The sequence below is a fragment of the Pseudoalteromonas sp. SG45-1 genome, assembly GCF_014164135.1.
GTDB lineage: Bacteria > Pseudomonadota > Gammaproteobacteria > Enterobacterales > Alteromonadaceae > Pseudoalteromonas > Pseudoalteromonas distincta.
In genome coordinates, this window is sequence record NZ_JACJEP010000022.1 from 50520 (window position 1) to 65172 (window position 14653).

Sequence of the window (14653 nt, forward strand, 5' to 3'; positions counted from 1 at the left end):
TTGGTCTTACCAAAATAAGTTTATTTAGTGAACATTTAGCAGTTATTTGCAACAGTGTGAATAACTTACATAACAAAGCGTAAAAGTTACTAACCAACTAATAACTAGAACAACAGCGAAAAACCATAACCAATTGATATTTATACCAAATAAACTTTGGCATATAACTGGCATTAGTTATTATGAGCAAATTTGATAACCAAGGAGAAAACAATGTTACGCTGGACAATTACATTTTTAGTTATTGCTTTAATCGCTGCAGTGTTAGGTTTTGGTGGCATCGCAGGTGCCGCAGCTGGTATAGCAAAAATTATATTTTTTATCTTTTTAGTACTTTTAGTGATTTCATTAGTTTCAGGTGCACTACGTGGTAAATCACCCAGGTAGATAAAGCATTCAACTAACAAACACTAAAATTTAATTAATACTTACAAGGAATTACACTATGAACTCTACAACTTTAAAAGCAGCACTAATCGCAGTATTTGCAGGTTTTTTCATGATGGGTTGTGAAGACAACCATGCAGAAGATGCTGGCGAACGTATCGACGAAGCAGTAACTGATGTGCAAAACTCTGTTGAAGATGCATGTGAAAATGTTAAAGAAGGCGTGAACGCTGAAGAAACTAACTGTTAATTCTTCTTGTACCGCTAAAAAAACGGCTTTCGAGCCGTTTTTTTGTGCCAGTAATAAAATCACTGACTATAAAGCTGCTCATTTAGCAGTTAGCTTGTTAAAATAAAAAAAACGATATTTAAAGCAAGGCAAAATGGCATTCACAACCACCTACACATTAGATAAACCCTACTTTTACGAGTGTTTTGATGAGTCACTCCCTTATAGTAAGCGTGCAAAACCTAAATACTTTTTACTTGTGTTGTTAGTTGCGCTTGGTTTATTTGGCATTTATGTTTTAGACGATCATTACTTAGGAACGTTTATGATCATGTTAGCGGTACTCGAGTGCGTCGCTTATTACTATCGCAGACCATGGTGGGTAACCAGACAAATGCTCAGCAGAGCATCAGGCTCTGAGGTAACACTTACCTTTGATGAAGAAGGTATTAAATCTGCTAATCATTACAAAAGCTATCAATTAGAATGGCAAAATATAAGCGAAGTAATAGACACCCAACAAGGTATTATTATTAAAAACAAAAGCGGCATGCAGTACATATCAAAACAAATACTTAGTCCTGAAACACTCGCTTTTATAAACAAAAAAGCCACTCAGTGAGTGGCTTTTAGTCTAGTTGAGTTAATTACTCAACTACGTATACGTGTTGATTAAGCATTGCCCGGATTAGGGTTCGACTTTTCAGCTTGTATGCGCATGTAAATCTCTTCACGATGCACTGATACGTCTTTTGGTGCATTAACACCGATTCGAACTTGATTTCCTTTAACACCTAGAACAGTAACTGTTACTTCGTCACCAATCATTAGGGTTTCACCTACTCTACGAGTTAGTATTAGCATTCTCTTGCTCCCATGTTCCAATAAAAATTATAAGATTCCGCTTAAACATACTAATGAAAATTAGACTGAAAAGTAAGTAAAAACTCGCAATCTATCCATTTTCTGTTAAAAATGCCTTGTGTAATGCACGAACAGCCAACTCTAAGTACTTTTCATCTATTAAAACTGAAATTTTAATCTCTGAAGTCGAGACTAAAACCACATTAATATTTTCCTGTGCTAATGCATCAAAAAATAAACTAGCGACACCAGAATGTGATTTCATACCCATGCCAACAGCAGAAATTTTAGCTACTGCTTGCAATCCGCTTATATTTTGAGCACTGAGCTGAGCTTGATCTTCACTCAATAATTCAAGTGCTTGCAGATAATCATTCGAGTGCACAGTAAAAGCATAGTCTATTTTTTCAAAGTTATGATTAACTTGATTAATCATATCTATTTCGATGCCATTTTCGGCAAAAAGTTTCAATATTTTTGAAAGATATTGCGTACCCGTTGGCACACCTTGTACCTTAATTAAACATTCGTCACGATTAAATGCAATCCCCGATACAACCTTGCTTGGCATATCGTTCTCCTCAAAACTTATTAATGTACCTTCATCGGGATTAAAGCTAGAAAGCACCCTAAGTGGCACATTGTGTCTACCTGCAGCTTCTACTGAGCGAATATGCAAAACTTTCGCCCCTAAACTTGCCAGTTCTAGCATTTCGGCAAAGGTAACTTGGCTCATTCTGCGCGCGTTAGGTTCAACACGAGGATCTGTAGTATATACGCCGTCAACGTCTGTATAGATCTGGCATTCGTCAGCTTTTATAGCCGCAGCTATTTCCACAGCCGATGTATCGGTACCGCCGCGCCCAAGCGTTGTAATGTTGCCCTCAACATCACGCCCCTGAAACCCAGCAATAATAGCAATACGATTATGCTCAAGCTCATGCTTCAAACGCGTAGCAGCAACCTCTGCAATACGAGCTTTACCAAACATGTTATCGGTTAAAATATTGACTTGATCGGCTAATAGGCTCACAGCAGAGTGGCCACGTTTTATAATAGCCATAGCAAGTAGTGATACAGAAACCTGCTCTCCGGTGCTAATTAGTACATCTAGTTCACGGCTACTCGGGCGAGTATCAATTTGTTTGGCGAGATTAATTAAGCGGTTGGTTTCTCCCGACATAGCCGAGAGCACCACAACCACTTGATGTCCTTGTTGTCTGGTTTTTACAACAAGGTCGGCGACCGCTTCAATTCTCTCTATTGAGCCGACCGAAGTGCCACCGAATTTTTGAACAATAAGCGCCACTTAGGCTTAAGTACGCTCAGTTAACCAAGCTGTAACGCTATCTAGTGCAGCAGCAAGGTTTTGTGGCTCACTACCACCGGCTTGTGCCATATCTGGACGACCGCCACCTTTACCACCTACTTGGCCTGCCATGTGGTTAACTAACTCACCGGCTTTTACTTTGCCTGTTAAGTCTTTAGTTACACCAGCAATTAGGCTTACTTTGTCGCCACTGGCAACACCAAGAGCAATAACACCTGAGCCAATTTTGTTTTTAAGGTCGTCAACCATACCGCGAAGCGCTTTAGATTCAGTACCTTCAACATTTGCTACAAGTAGCTTAACGCCGTTAATTTCAACAATCGAATCAAGTAAAGATGCACCCGCTGCACTTGCTAACTTATCGTTAAGTTGCGCAATTTGCTTTTCAAGACCTTTAGACTTTTCAAGCAACGCAGTTACTTTTTCAAGTACCGATGCGCTATCGCCTTTAACTAAAGCAGCTACATCATGTAATTGTTGCTCTTGCTCGCTAACATAAGCAACTGCATCAGCACCGGTTACCGCTTCAATTCGGCGAACACCTGCGGCAATACCACTTTCAGATACAATTTTGAATAAACCAATATCGCCTGCGCGCTCAACGTGAGTACCACCACAAAGCTCAATAGAGTAGTCGCCAATAGTAACTACACGTACTTCGTCATCATACTTTTCGCCAAACAACGCCATAGCACCTTTCGCTTTAGCATCATCAATAGCCATAAGCTCAGTATTAAGTGCGAAGTTACGACGAATTTCGTCATTAACTACACGCTCAATTTCACGTAGCTCATCTTTAGTAACCGCTTCAAAGTGCGAAAAGTCAAAACGTAAACGATCAGGCTGAACAAGTGAGCCTTTTTGGCCTACATGGTCGCCTAATAATTGGCGTAGTGCTTCGTGTAAAATATGTGTAGCTGTGTGGTTTTTCTTAATGCTATCGCGGCGTGCATCATCAATAGTCGCATCCACTTTATCGTTAACACCAATGCGACCTTGCACAGTACCGTGGTGAGCAAAAGCATTACCAAGTTTAGTGGTATTAGTAACATTAAATTCGCCACCAGCAACTGTAATAGTACCCGTGTCGCCCGTTTGGCCGCCTGATTCAGCGTAAAACGGTGTGCGGTCTAATACTACAATACCTTGTTGACCATCTTCTAATAACTGAACAGCTTCGCCACCGGCAAAAATTTCTACCACTGTCGCGCTATGGTGCGTGCTGTCGTAGCCTTTAAACTCAGTAAGCTTTTCTGATTTTAATTGCTCATTGTAATCAGCACCAAACTTACCCGCTTGTTGCGCTGTTTTACGTTGTACAGCCATGCACTCTTCAAAACCTTGATGATCAATCGTCATCTGGCGCTCACGCGCAACATCGGCCGTTAAATCAGCTGGAAAGCCATACGTATCGTAAAGTTTAAATACTAAGTCGCCCGGTATAATATCGCCTTTAAGGTCACTTAAGCTTTCTTCTAAAATAGCTAAGCCACGCTCAAGTGTTTTACCAAACTGTTCTTCTTCAATGCGTAATACTTTTTCGATAATTTCTTGTTGCTTAGCAAGCTCTGGGTACGCTTGACCCATTTGCTCAATTAGCGCAGCAACTAACTTATAGAAAAACGAACCTTGCGCACCTAACTTATTACCGTGGCGCACAGCACGACGAATAATACGACGTAGTACATAACCACGACCTTCGTTAGATGGCATAACACCGTCAGAGATTAAAAACGCACACGAACGAATATGATCCGCCACTACGCGTAGTGACTTATCGTCCATATCTTGCGCGTTAGTTACACTTGCAGCTGCTGCAATTAAGCCTTGGAATAAATCGATTTCGTAGTTTGAATGCACACCCTGCAAAATTGCAGAAATACGCTCAAGGCCCATTCCCGTATCAACAGACTGCTTAGGCAGTGGCAACATTGTACCGTCGCTTTGACGGTTGTATTGCATAAATACAAGGTTCCAAATTTCGATGAAACGGTCGCCGTCTTCCTCTGGAGTGCCCGGAGGTCCGCCCCAAATATGCTCGCCGTGGTCATAAAATATTTCAGAACACGGACCACATGGACCAGTATCGCCCATAGACCAAAAGTTGTCAGAGGTCGCAATACGAATAATACGATCTTCACTTAAGCCAATATCTTTTGACCAATACTCAAACGCTTCTTCATCATCGTGATAAATAGTAACAAGCAGTTTTTCTTGAGGTAATTTAACAACCTCAGTTAAAAACTCCCACGCAAACTTAATCGCGTCTTGCTTAAAGTAATCGCCAAAGCTGAAGTTACCTAACATTTCAAAAAATGTATGGTGGCGAGCAGTGTAGCCTACGTTTTCTAAATCGTTATGCTTACCGCCAGCACGTACACAGCGCTGCGAACTTGTCGCACGTGTATAAGGGCGGCTTTCTGCGCCTAAAAATACATCTTTAAATTGCACCATGCCGGCATTATTAAATAACAACGTGGCATCGTTACCCGGTATAAGCGAGCTAGAAGGTACTATTTGATGTTGCTTGCTGGCAAAAAAGTCTAAAAACTGTTGCCTAATTTGTGCGGTAGTCATGTGCTGCATTTGAAAGTCTCACCTGTATTTACTGTGCTTGCATTGCAAAATTAATTTCATCGTAGCTAAAACCCCGATACATTAAGTAGCGCACGCGCTTAGCTTTATCTTTGTAATCGAGATCTGGCGGTGTATTCGAATATTTTTTATTGTACGCATCCTGCGCAAGCTCAAACCAATCTATTTCAAGCTCTTCAACTACCATTTCAAGTAGCGAACGATCAATCCCTTTGCCCATAGCTTCGCTTTGTATTCGCTTAAGCCCGTGGCATTTAAATATGTGTTTTCTTACAAAGCCTTCACAGTATCGCTGCTCGTTAATAAAATTGTGCTTTTCGCACCAATCAAGCAGCGTTTCAATAAACTCTTCTGTCGCTTCTTTTTGCTGTAATTTGAGCGTTAACTCACGACGCGAATATTCTTGGCGCCCTAGTAACCAAAGTACATAGTTTTTTAGTTTTTGCTTTAATTTATCATCCATTAAGCGTCAAAACGCCCGCTTGTTTCACTGCTAAGTGGCTTAACATTAATGTCGTCACTTAATGGTACAACAGGCATAAAAATGGCTTGATAAGATACAAAAAAGCTAATGTAGCAAATCGGCATTAAAATCAACAGTGGTAAGAACGATAAGAACATCGAAAGCGCCATAAATAATGCGCAAATAAGGCCAAAAACGCCAAGTGGCAAAATGTTATGATAAAACACCATTAACGATTTTTTAAGCGCCGTTAAAATGCGTGTTTCTTTACTAAAATAAACAAGTGGCACAGCGTACGCAAATGCCGTTAAATAAATTAGCATTGCCATAAAAAATAAAATTACATTCGCGCCCGAAATACTCTCAAGCATTTGTTCTAGCGCCACGTTTGGATCAAGTCCTGGTTGGCTCATAACAGCCACTGCATCGGCAAATAAGCCATTAGCAAGTAACGCCATTAAAATGCCCGCACCCATTTGGTAAAGTGCTAAGCGTAATAACCCTAAACGATTTCCTTTAGCCGTAAATGGCTTGAGAATATCGGCTAGCATAATTTTTCCGCCCTGTTGCTTACTAAGCACCGCTTGGTAAAACCCTGCGGTTAAAAATGGCGTAGCGAGTGCTGCTACTACTTGCAGCAGCGGTAAAAATAAAGACAGCAGCCCTACAATACCAATAAATAAATGCATAAAAATAAAGGTTGCTGGCTGGGTTTTAAAAATAAGCCATCCGGCTTTTAACCACTTTAGCCCTGCATCGGCTTTAAAAATTCGTAATTGTGTAGACATACTTGCTCTTAATTTAAAACGAAACACGCCAAGTATAACTTGGCGTAAGGGGGGATTAATAGACGAAACGTAATTAAATGATTAAGGTTTTTTAATTTTCTTAATATCTAACATATGCGCGCCATGCTTAATTTTTGTTTCTAGGTACGATTTATTACCCGCAACACCCGCTTTTATGTGCGCATGTGTGCCCACAACCGAGTCAACATTAATACCGGCATCTTTTAATGCATTAAGCTTTTTAGGATTATTAGTCATTAATTTAACGTGACTTAAATTAAGCGCATTGAGCATTAATACCGCATCCGAAAAGTCACGCAAATCATCAGCAAAGCCTAAATGATTATTAGCTTCGTAGGTGTTCATACCTTGCGATTGCAATACGTAAGCGTCAATTTTGTTGTATAAACCAATGCCACGGCCTTCTTGGCGTAAATACAATAAAATACCGCCTTGCTCGTGCATCATTTCAATACATTCATTTAGCTGCTCGCCGCAATCACAACGCGATGAGTAAAATACATCGCCCGTTAGGCATTCTGAATGCATACGAATTAGCGGTACATCTTGCTCTGTATCGGCGTTGTTAAACACCATAGCAATATGTTCTTTACCATCTTTTAAATCAGTAAATGAGATTATTTCTGCAGGGATATCACTATTTCTGCCAACTTTAAGCTGGACTCTTGCTCTTACTTGCGCCACGACAAATCCAAATATTTAAATAACTACGACACGACAATAAAGTGATAGTATCACAAAATAGGATAAATACACCGTAGTACAAGACTGTTTATGGCAAATATATGGCGACGACAGGCGTTATTTTCAATGATTGTTAAGCAATAAATTAATACAAATAACCGCCAATATTATTTACGTTGATTTACCTTAATCAGTGACACCTGCAGGCACGTTTGGTATTTTGTATTTTAAACAACGATAGGGATTATTATGAAACGTCAGCAACTCGCTTTATTTATAGGTTTAAGTTTGTCTGCTTTAAGCGCAACAACTTTAAGCACTACAGCATTCGCCAGCCAAGCAAGCGATCCTCAAACGGTATTTAACCAAGCATACCAAGGCTATTTAGCAGCAGTTAAAGCAGACGAAAACGTACAACAAGCTGCCAAACTTGCTTACACATCAGGTAAAGCCGTTTACGGTAAAAGCGACGACAATACTGCTAACTTAGCTATTAACTACGCTAAAGCTATTAAAGGCTACGGCGATGAGCTATACGAACAACGTTTTGCACTTTATGATGAAGCACATACTATTTTAGCGGCTAATCACGGCAAACAATCAATAGAAACAGTTGATGCACTGCTCGGAAAAGCTAACTACACAACATCAGCTTACAAAGCAGCTAACTTTTTAGAAGAAGTAATAGGTATAGCTAAAACACAAAATAACCCTAAGTTTGTAGCCGACATGAAACTTGAAGCTGCAACGCTACTGGCTAAAAAGTTTAGTTCTAAAAAATATCGTGAGGCTAAAAACTACCTAGAAGAAGCCGACGAATACTACCAAGAAAACTTACCTGAAAACTCACTAGAGCGCATAAAAGCCGATTTTTTAATGGCCTCATTCGCAGAGGGTCGTAAAAGATACAATCAAGCGATTGAAAGGCTAAACCGTATAGTTACTGTATTCGATAGTAACTTAAACTTTGATCACAGTGCAGAGCTAACAGCTCATTCAAAGCTTGTAGGCCTGTACGAAAAACAAGGTAAAAGCGAAGAAGCAACTAAACATTGCCTAGCTATCGCTCAAATGGTGCCATGGAAAGAATCGCAAGAGCAAACACCACTCTATCGTGTTAATCCTAAATACCCAGTTAACAAAGCCAGATTTAGTACCGATGGTAGCGTTGTTATGGAGTTTGAGGTAGACGCAGCTGGCTTTGTAAAAAACCCAAAAGTACTTAGCTCAGAAGGTGGCAGCGCATTTGAAAAATCAGCCAAAGCAGCGCTTGAGCAATGGCGTTACGCGCCAAAGTTTGAAAATGGCAAACCTGTTAGCGCTATTTCTCAGGTACAACTCGACTTTAAAATTAACCGCCACTAAAAGCGGCTCATTAAAAAAGGCGCTTTAAGCGTCTTTTTTAATACCAACTAATACAAATTCTACGTAGTTAAAATTCATAACTTACGCTAATTCCGCCATCGGCTCTTTTTTCATTGCTATCGCTTGCTTTACCGTAGCCCACCTCTAGCTCTAATCTAAAACCAGCGCTGTTCAATCCATTAAAGTTGTAGTTGTACGTAAGCCCTATACCATTTGTTGTTTCTTCATCAAAAATACCGCCAATTACACAACCTAGCGTATTAGCAAAGTCAGTTGCTACATCATTAGTTGAACTTTCGCACTCTTGGTCTGTATCTCTTGCACCAATAGCGCCCACAAGTACGCCAAAAGCATGTTTTTTATTATCGCTAACTGCTTGTTCAAAACCGGCAGAAAACCCATCATCAAGGCCTAGTTTATAGTTTGCATACCAGCGCTGTGTGTCGTCGTTAGCCGACAAAGACACTTCAGGAATAACTAAATAAGGATAGCCACCCCCAATCGAAAAACTAACATCGTTAGCAAAAGTAGAACAAGAAGCGATAGATAAAGTGAGTAGTAATATTTTTATTTTCATAAAGTTCCCTTTGAGCAAGTATAAAATGTACTCACTTTAGGAACGCCATGCAATACGACAAAAAGCTCGTTAAATTTAGCTTTAGTAATAAAATAGGGATTAAATTTTAGCGAGTATTTTATCGCTAGCCGCTTCTATTAAATCGAGCACATTTTCAAAGCCATCATCGCCGCCGTAATAGGGATCGGGAATAGCGCTTTGGGCTTGCTCGCCATATTCTAAAAACAGCGCCAGCTTATAGCGTAAATGCTCAGGGCATTGCGCTGTTAAATCAGCTAAATTTTGTGTATCGGCCGCTAAAATTAAATCGAACTCAGTAAAGTCGCTTGTACGCACTTTACGTGAATAAATACCTTTAAAGCTGTAACCGCGCTTCTCCCCTGCTGCCATTGAGCGACTATCAGGCGTTTTACCTTCGTGATAGCCAATAGTGCCCGCCGAATCTACTTTAACGTTAACGCCTAGCTTTTTAGCACGGGCTTTTAATACCGCCTCTGCGGTTGGCGAGCGGCAAATATTACCTAAACACACTATGAGTACTTTCTTCATTAAGGATCCTCTAACTAATTTAAAAACCTAAGCTTTAAAACTGTTTTAAAATGCTTTCATCGTAATCTTCAACATTAAGCGTTACGTTATGTTGCGCTGCAACAGATTCGAGCTCAGCTTGTTTAATGGCTAAATCGTCCATGGTGATTAGATTATCGTCTAGCTGCCACAATAACCGAGAGCCCGCGTAGCTATAATGAATCGCTAATAACGCATCGGCATTACCTTCACGGCCAGCGGCTTTTAACTTAGCCATTTTACGGGTTATTTTATTAAGTGCTTTTTTAAGCTCCCACACATAAACAACTTCAGTCATAAAGCTATGTGTACGGTATTTATTAAGTAACCACGCAAGCCCAACGCTTGTAATAGCAACGCCTATTAAGTTCCAATGAAAGTGGCTACCACTTTCATCAGGAAATAAAGCAATCAGCGTTTGCGATATAGCCAAGCTGCCTACAGCTAAACCAATACCGCATCCTGCAATAACACGGTTTAAATGTTTACGGTAACGCGCTTTATTTATTTCAATGAGTTGCATAACAGCCTAAAAAGTTAATAAGTAAAAGAATGCGAATGGCTATTGTAACTAAACCCCACATTTTTTATAAAATTATTTCACCCCTTTTTGATTTGCCACCCGTTATAGCTTTGAAAACACCCTAATTGTAGTGGTCAATAAAATTTGGAGCGGCTTATGCACACACTTGAAGTACCTAACAACCCAGTATTTATTAAAACATCGACTGCCGTTATCGGCGGCGCCGCAATGACCTTTGCAGCTTTTGCGTTTATGCAATATTTAATAAGTGGCGAGCAACGCGCACCGGTTAAACCAGGGGGCGATATTATAGTAGAGATTTTTCAAGCACCTGAGGATTCAAAAGTCAGGCATATACAAAAAATACAGCCGCCACCGCCAATGCCTAAAGTGCCGCAAAAAGCTCCACCGCTTGATGCATCAGCGGATCCTGTGTTGGCAATTAGCGACCTTACGCCAGTTACAATTGACGATTTTGGTGGCGACATTAACAATACCATTAATCGCCCTACAGGGGATGCAACACCCATAGTGCGCATAAACCCTAAATACCCAACTACAGCCGCGCGCGATGGTATTGAAGGTTGGGTGCAACTAAGCTTTAGTATTTCGCCCACCGGTGAAGTAATCGACCCGGTAGTTATTAACGCCGAGCCAAAACGCACCTTTGACCGCGAAGCAATAAGAGCTATTAAACGCTGGAAATATCGCCCCAAAGTAATTGAAGGTGTGGCACAATTACAAACAGGTCAAACTGTACAGCTCGATTTTAAATTACAACAATAAAAGCGATGAGCCTATGCTACTAAGTATTAAGTCATGGTTATTTGAAACGCCAAGCAAGGACTGCTTGGCAAGTTACGCAAAAAGTGGCGACAATCGTTACTTAGAGCAGCTTATTGCCCTCTACAGTAACGACTTATACCACTACCTTGTTACACAATCTAATACGCATTTAGCATACGACGTAAGCCAACAAACATGGCTAAAAGTAATCGAAAAACGCCACCTTTACCAAGCCCAAACCACACCAAAAGCATGGTTGTTTAAACTTGCCCGCAACACACTCATTGACGAATACCGCAGGCAACAGCACTTTGTAGAGCTTGACGAAAACACGCATTTAGCAGCACAAAATGATAAAAGCGAAAACAACTTAAATAGTGGTGACTTAACTAGCAAAGACTCGCATATAGGAAGCTCAAACATAAGTTACGAAGCGTTCGACGCCGCCCTAAAACAACTCAGCTTTGTACAGCGTGAAGCCATAACATTACAACAAGAAGGCTTTTCGCTCACCGACATAGAACTTATAACGCAAAGCAGCCTCGAGACCATTAAAACAAGGCTGCGCTATGCCAAGCAAAACCTTAAACGTTTATTAGGAGCAAACAATGAACAAGCCTGATGAGCCGCTTGATCAAAAGCTCACACAACATTACAAAGAGCGAAAAGCGCGCACTACACTTACAAGCACTCAGCAAAAAGCGCTACTTAAAAAGGCCACGCACACAAAGCCTAAAAAGTTCGGCTTTACGCTGCAGCTAACCAGCCTTGCCTGCGCACTGGGTGTATTTTCTTTTATTGTGTTTGATAATAACGATAGCATTAACCACGCGCCAAAAACCGTGCTTAACAGCGTATTTAACACTATAGACATTCACGACTATTCAATTATTAAAACACACGAAATAAACCAAGCTGGTAGCTACGCAAGCTCCATCACAGAACAAAAACACGCACTCGACAGCCAATTAGCTAACGATTTACACCGCCACCAACAACGCCACATAGAATACGGTACGCTCCTAAAGGTAGATAACGACTGGTACATAGCCAGCTGTAATGATGAAGTACTCGTGCAAATTAAGCATTCACTGTTGAGTGATTTAAAAGGTAAACACGCGGTTGAAAACGATATAAATACGGGTGATATGCTCGCTATGGCGCATAACGGTAAAGGGCAAATTATTGCGCTAAAACATGCAGGTGCTGGGGTTAGGCAGTGTGGGGCTTAGATATATTTTAGTCTAACCTAAATTTTAGCTAGGATTAAACTAATTACACGGAGTAATCGAAATGGAATTAAATTACATAATAGAAATAAGTAAAGTAGTCGCTGTACTGTTTACTGGATGCTCATTTCTTTTTGGTATTTATATTTATATAGTTAACTCAAGAAAAGAGAGAATCAAATCAACCTTAGAGTATTGGGGGAAGTTTCATCAAGAAGTTATCCCGTATCTTGTTAAGTTTAATAATAAATACCCAGGTAAGCTCCATGCTAATGAGGTCAGGGAAGTCGTAAATTTATCCGATACTAAAGAAACTCTTCACCATATCCTGAATAAATATGAGCAGCTAGCTACAGGAGTGGATTTAAAGGCATATGAAATAAAAGCATTAAACTCACTATCAGGTCAGGAGATAATTAATAGTTACCATAGGTACGAAGCATATATTTTCTATCGTCGAGCTCACAAAGAGAACCCTGAAATATGGTTACAATATGAGAAATTAGTAAAACTACTGATTAAACTAAGGAGATAGGATAAGGCTTTAGAGCAATATCGTGGAATTGGATTTCGTATCACTCAACCTTAGCTACCGGCCGCTTAGATTAATAAACAAGTATATCTAAGCCTTTATTGGCGACCAAATTTAACAGCTTTAAGGAAGCACCTTTTGGGGACTTGCCACCTTGCTCCCAAGCTCTAACTGTTGAAGCACTGGTATTTAAATAAGCGGCGAATACCGCTTGGCTAACATGAGCGTGCTCACGAATTGCTTTAATATGCGCGGCATCATATTGCTCGACTTCAGGCAGACACATTGCATCAAACTTCCGCATAGTTTGTCTATCCATAACACCGGCATCATTTAGCCCTTTAGCTGTATCATGCATTACGCCTAAAATACTATTACTCATGATTTTTTACCTCTATTAGCTCGCCTTCATTAATAGCTATTTTGAGTTGCTGCTGTGAATAACTTAGTAACTCTTTCGCCATTAACTTTAGTGCCTTTAATTCTTTTTTATCGATATTGTCTCGTTGGTTTTTAGAAAAGCCAAACATAAAAAATGCTTTATCCGCAACTTTAAAAGCAACTATGGTTCTATAGCCACCTCGTTACCCTGTCTTTCGCTGGTGCTCGCTTTTTATAAACATGAGCACCTAAGTCCCCATCGTTAAGTCCGTTTTCTAAATCTCTAACAGCATCAATTAACACCTTGTCAGGTAAGCCCTCTTTTGCAGCCCACTTGTTAAACCATTTTGATTTAAATATACCCATAAATATCACACCACCAACTATGACACTTAGTATTATAGTTCACCAGAATTAATGTACTAAAAACTTGAAAGCAACTCTCAGCACATTTAGAAATACACAATATTAGTTCTTTAAGGCTCAGCCCTATAAAGCTATAATTTAACTTAATTTTCATAGAGCTATTAGTTTAAATTTAAGGAAGAAATATGACAAAACTACATATATTCGTTTTTGCTATTTATACATTTTGCTGCTCATTTGTGCAGGCTGAGACTTTAGTAAATAACGAATTTGTAGTACCGATTGAAAAGCACTTTGAAAATTTCACCTTAGTTAAGGTAAACCCTAAGTACACAAAACTTGATTACAAAGCGCTTATGTCTGCTCGCGAGTTTATTCAAATTAGCTTAGGCACCACATGGCCTGCTGATGACTTTACTTTGCAAGAAAACACGCAATCATTGGAAAGTGACTTAATCGCATTTAATAATAAAGAATCTTTTACTTTTCATGTAATGAATAACGATAAAACGAAGGTGATTGGCTGTATTTATATTACAGGTACGGTTGATAGTGAATTTGATGCCACTGTATTTAGCTGGGTTGCTAAAGAGCACCTTTCTACACCGCTTTTTGATGAGCTTAAAACAAACGTTAAAACATGGGTTAAAAACGAATGGCCTTTTACAAACGTTGATTACCCGTTTAACAGTTAAATAGCATATTAAATCATTCACTTCCAAACAAAAGGCCTGCGATTAAGCAGGCCTTTGAGCATTTAAAAATCATACGTACAAAACAATAATTCTTGAAATAAAATAAGCAAAAAAATAAAGCTACCGCCCGACGCGCCAGCAAGCTAAGCGCCTTGTATCTCTCGTTGATAAATGATTAGCTATCATTTATCACATCGAAGTCAGTGAGCTTGCCTCGGCGCCTAGTATTTAATACTGCTCGGTAGATAAAGCCCTGACTTTCTATTCTCAG

The 14653-nt window shown here is 39.8% G+C and carries 21 protein-coding genes; 9 read left to right on the forward strand and 12 right to left on the reverse strand.

Features of this window, described 5'->3' with window-relative positions; genetic code table 11:
• The first annotated feature begins 213 nt into the window (after positions 1-213).
• From H5117_RS16180 to H5117_RS16190, 3 genes are all read left to right on the forward strand, one after another.
• Positions 214-387, forward strand: coding sequence for a DUF1328 domain-containing protein (locus H5117_RS16180; RefSeq protein WP_002961939.1), 174 nt, complete (start codon positions 214-216; stop codon positions 385-387).
• 58 nt (positions 388-445) lie between these two features.
• The gene (locus tag H5117_RS16185; RefSeq protein ID WP_002961938.1) at positions 446-637 is read left to right on the forward strand and encodes a hypothetical protein; all 192 of its coding nucleotides are present in this window, start codon (positions 446-448) and stop codon (positions 635-637) included.
• 133 nt (positions 638-770) lie between these two features.
• On the forward strand, positions 771-1238 hold the full coding sequence (locus H5117_RS16190; protein ID WP_182738655.1) for a YcxB family protein: 468 nt from the start codon (positions 771-773) through the stop codon (positions 1236-1238).
• Positions 1239-1288: 50 nt separating this feature from the next.
• Here the strand turns inward: H5117_RS16190 and csrA are convergent, their stop codons facing one another.
• The 6 genes from csrA to ribA all read right to left on the reverse strand — a co-directional run bounded on the left by csrA (position 1289) and on the right by ribA (position 7361).
• The gene (gene csrA / locus H5117_RS16195) at positions 1289-1480 is read right to left on the reverse strand and encodes a carbon storage regulator CsrA (protein WP_004587515.1); all 192 of its coding nucleotides are present in this window, start codon (positions 1478-1480) and stop codon (positions 1289-1291) included.
• A gap of 91 nt (positions 1481-1571) precedes the next feature.
• Positions 1572-2789 (reverse strand): aspartate kinase, encoded by a 1218-nt coding sequence (locus H5117_RS16200; protein ID WP_182738656.1) that lies wholly within the window; start codon positions 2787-2789, stop codon positions 1572-1574.
• Positions 2790-2795: 6 nt separating this feature from the next.
• Entirely contained in the window at positions 2796-5396 is a 2601-nt protein-coding gene (alaS, locus tag H5117_RS16205; RefSeq protein WP_008138921.1) for an alanine--tRNA ligase, read from the reverse strand.
• Between the two features lie 19 nt (positions 5397-5415).
• A complete protein-coding gene (locus tag H5117_RS16210) occupies positions 5416-5868 on the reverse strand; it encodes a regulatory protein RecX (protein ID WP_002961933.1) in 453 nt (150 codons plus the stop codon).
• Positions 5868-6656: a BPSS1780 family membrane protein gene (locus H5117_RS16215; protein WP_024595741.1), complete on the reverse strand. Its 789-nt coding sequence runs from the start codon at positions 6654-6656 to the stop codon at positions 5868-5870. Before H5117_RS16215 ends, H5117_RS16210 begins: the two co-directional genes overlap by 1 nt.
• 81 nt (positions 6657-6737) lie before the next feature.
• Positions 6738-7361, reverse strand: coding sequence for a GTP cyclohydrolase II (gene ribA, locus H5117_RS16220; protein WP_002961931.1), 624 nt, complete (start codon positions 7359-7361; stop codon positions 6738-6740).
• 249 nt (positions 7362-7610) lie between these two features.
• On the opposite strand from ribA, the gene H5117_RS16225 reads away from it, so the two are divergent.
• Positions 7611-8726, forward strand: coding sequence for an energy transducer TonB (locus tag H5117_RS16225; RefSeq protein ID WP_182720547.1), 1116 nt, complete (start codon positions 7611-7613; stop codon positions 8724-8726).
• Between the two features lie 67 nt (positions 8727-8793).
• On the opposite strand, the gene H5117_RS16230 is transcribed toward H5117_RS16225, so the two are convergent.
• The 3 genes from H5117_RS16230 to H5117_RS16240 all read right to left on the reverse strand — a co-directional run bounded on the left by H5117_RS16230 (position 8794) and on the right by H5117_RS16240 (position 10393).
• Entirely contained in the window at positions 8794-9303 is a 510-nt protein-coding gene (locus tag H5117_RS16230) for a hypothetical protein (RefSeq protein WP_182693685.1), read from the reverse strand.
• Positions 9304-9402: 99 nt separating this feature from the next.
• Complete coding sequence (locus H5117_RS16235) at positions 9403-9852, reverse strand: low molecular weight protein-tyrosine-phosphatase (protein ID WP_010555493.1); 450 nt, start codon at positions 9850-9852, stop codon at positions 9403-9405.
• Between the two features lie 34 nt (positions 9853-9886).
• On the reverse strand, positions 9887-10393 hold the full coding sequence (locus H5117_RS16240; protein ID WP_024606258.1) for a DUF3087 domain-containing protein: 507 nt from the start codon (positions 10391-10393) through the stop codon (positions 9887-9889).
• A gap of 156 nt (positions 10394-10549) precedes the next feature.
• Here H5117_RS16240 and H5117_RS16245 point away from each other — a divergent pair, with 156 nt between their 5' ends.
• The 4 genes from H5117_RS16245 (at position 10550) to H5117_RS16260 (ending at position 12943) form a co-directional block, all read left to right on the forward strand.
• Positions 10550-11179: an energy transducer TonB gene (locus tag H5117_RS16245; protein WP_182693686.1), complete on the forward strand. Its 630-nt coding sequence runs from the start codon at positions 10550-10552 to the stop codon at positions 11177-11179.
• A gap of 13 nt (positions 11180-11192) precedes the next feature.
• Positions 11193-11801, forward strand: a complete 609-nt coding sequence (locus H5117_RS16250) for a sigma-70 family RNA polymerase sigma factor (protein ID WP_182720545.1) — start codon at positions 11193-11195, stop codon at positions 11799-11801.
• Entirely contained in the window at positions 11788-12411 is a 624-nt protein-coding gene (locus tag H5117_RS16255; protein ID WP_182724688.1) for a hypothetical protein, read from the forward strand. Before H5117_RS16250 ends, H5117_RS16255 begins: the two co-directional genes overlap by 14 nt.
• A gap of 61 nt (positions 12412-12472) precedes the next feature.
• Positions 12473-12943 (forward strand): DUF4760 domain-containing protein, encoded by a 471-nt coding sequence (locus H5117_RS16260; RefSeq protein ID WP_182724689.1) that lies wholly within the window; start codon positions 12473-12475, stop codon positions 12941-12943.
• 70 nt (positions 12944-13013) lie between these two features.
• On the opposite strand, the gene H5117_RS16265 is transcribed toward H5117_RS16260, so the two are convergent.
• From H5117_RS16265 to H5117_RS20715, 3 genes are read right to left on the reverse strand one after another with little or no spacing between them, the layout of a single operon-like run.
• Entirely contained in the window at positions 13014-13322 is a 309-nt protein-coding gene (locus tag H5117_RS16265) for a DNA-binding transcriptional regulator (RefSeq protein WP_182738657.1), read from the reverse strand.
• Entirely contained in the window at positions 13315-13470 is a 156-nt protein-coding gene (locus tag H5117_RS20710; protein WP_259404463.1) for a type II toxin-antitoxin system RelE/ParE family toxin, read from the reverse strand. Before H5117_RS20710 ends, H5117_RS16265 begins: the two co-directional genes overlap by 8 nt.
• A 40-nt stretch (positions 13471-13510) precedes the next feature.
• The gene (locus tag H5117_RS20715) at positions 13511-13687 is read right to left on the reverse strand and encodes a type II toxin-antitoxin system RelE/ParE family toxin (protein WP_259404464.1); all 177 of its coding nucleotides are present in this window, start codon (positions 13685-13687) and stop codon (positions 13511-13513) included.
• Between the two features lie 185 nt (positions 13688-13872).
• On the opposite strand from H5117_RS20715, the gene H5117_RS16275 reads away from it, so the two are divergent.
• Positions 13873-14382: a hypothetical protein gene (locus H5117_RS16275; protein ID WP_182738658.1), complete on the forward strand. Its 510-nt coding sequence runs from the start codon at positions 13873-13875 to the stop codon at positions 14380-14382.
• Positions 14383-14653 lie beyond the last annotated feature (271 nt).

Coding starts and splice junctions, on each gene's coding strand:
- H5117_RS16180 (WP_002961939.1), top strand. CDS start 214: ATGTTACGCTGGACAATTACATTTTTAGTTATTGCTTTAATCGCTGCA.
- alaS (WP_008138921.1), bottom strand. CDS start 5,396: ATGCAGCACATGACTACCGCACAAATTAGGCAACAGTTTTTAGACTTT.
- H5117_RS16230 (WP_182693685.1), bottom strand. CDS start 9,303: ATGAAAATAAAAATATTACTACTCACTTTATCTATCGCTTCTTGTTCT.
- H5117_RS16240 (WP_024606258.1), bottom strand. CDS start 10,393: ATGCAACTCATTGAAATAAATAAAGCGCGTTACCGTAAACATTTAAAC.
- H5117_RS16235 (WP_010555493.1), bottom strand. CDS start 9,852: ATGAAGAAAGTACTCATAGTGTGTTTAGGTAATATTTGCCGCTCGCCA.
- H5117_RS20715 (WP_259404464.1), bottom strand. CDS start 13,687: ATGGGTATATTTAAATCAAAATGGTTTAACAAGTGGGCTGCAAAAGAG.
- csrA (WP_004587515.1), bottom strand. CDS start 1,480: ATGCTAATACTAACTCGTAGAGTAGGTGAAACCCTAATGATTGGTGAC.
- H5117_RS16215 (WP_024595741.1), bottom strand. CDS start 6,656: ATGTCTACACAATTACGAATTTTTAAAGCCGATGCAGGGCTAAAGTGG.
- H5117_RS16225 (WP_182720547.1), top strand. CDS start 7,611: ATGAAACGTCAGCAACTCGCTTTATTTATAGGTTTAAGTTTGTCTGCT.
- H5117_RS16265 (WP_182738657.1), bottom strand. CDS start 13,322: ATGAGTAATAGTATTTTAGGCGTAATGCATGATACAGCTAAAGGGCTA.
- H5117_RS16245 (WP_182693686.1), top strand. CDS start 10,550: ATGCACACACTTGAAGTACCTAACAACCCAGTATTTATTAAAACATCG.
- H5117_RS16260 (WP_182724689.1), top strand. CDS start 12,473: ATGGAATTAAATTACATAATAGAAATAAGTAAAGTAGTCGCTGTACTG.
- H5117_RS16190 (WP_182738655.1), top strand. CDS start 771: ATGGCATTCACAACCACCTACACATTAGATAAACCCTACTTTTACGAG.
- H5117_RS16250 (WP_182720545.1), top strand. CDS start 11,193: ATGCTACTAAGTATTAAGTCATGGTTATTTGAAACGCCAAGCAAGGAC.
- H5117_RS16275 (WP_182738658.1), top strand. CDS start 13,873: ATGACAAAACTACATATATTCGTTTTTGCTATTTATACATTTTGCTGC.
- H5117_RS16210 (WP_002961933.1), bottom strand. CDS start 5,868: ATGGATGATAAATTAAAGCAAAAACTAAAAAACTATGTACTTTGGTTA.
- H5117_RS16185 (WP_002961938.1), top strand. CDS start 446: ATGAACTCTACAACTTTAAAAGCAGCACTAATCGCAGTATTTGCAGGT.
- H5117_RS20710 (WP_259404463.1), bottom strand. CDS start 13,470: ATGTTTGGCTTTTCTAAAAACCAACGAGACAATATCGATAAAAAAGAA.
- H5117_RS16255 (WP_182724688.1), top strand. CDS start 11,788: ATGAACAAGCCTGATGAGCCGCTTGATCAAAAGCTCACACAACATTAC.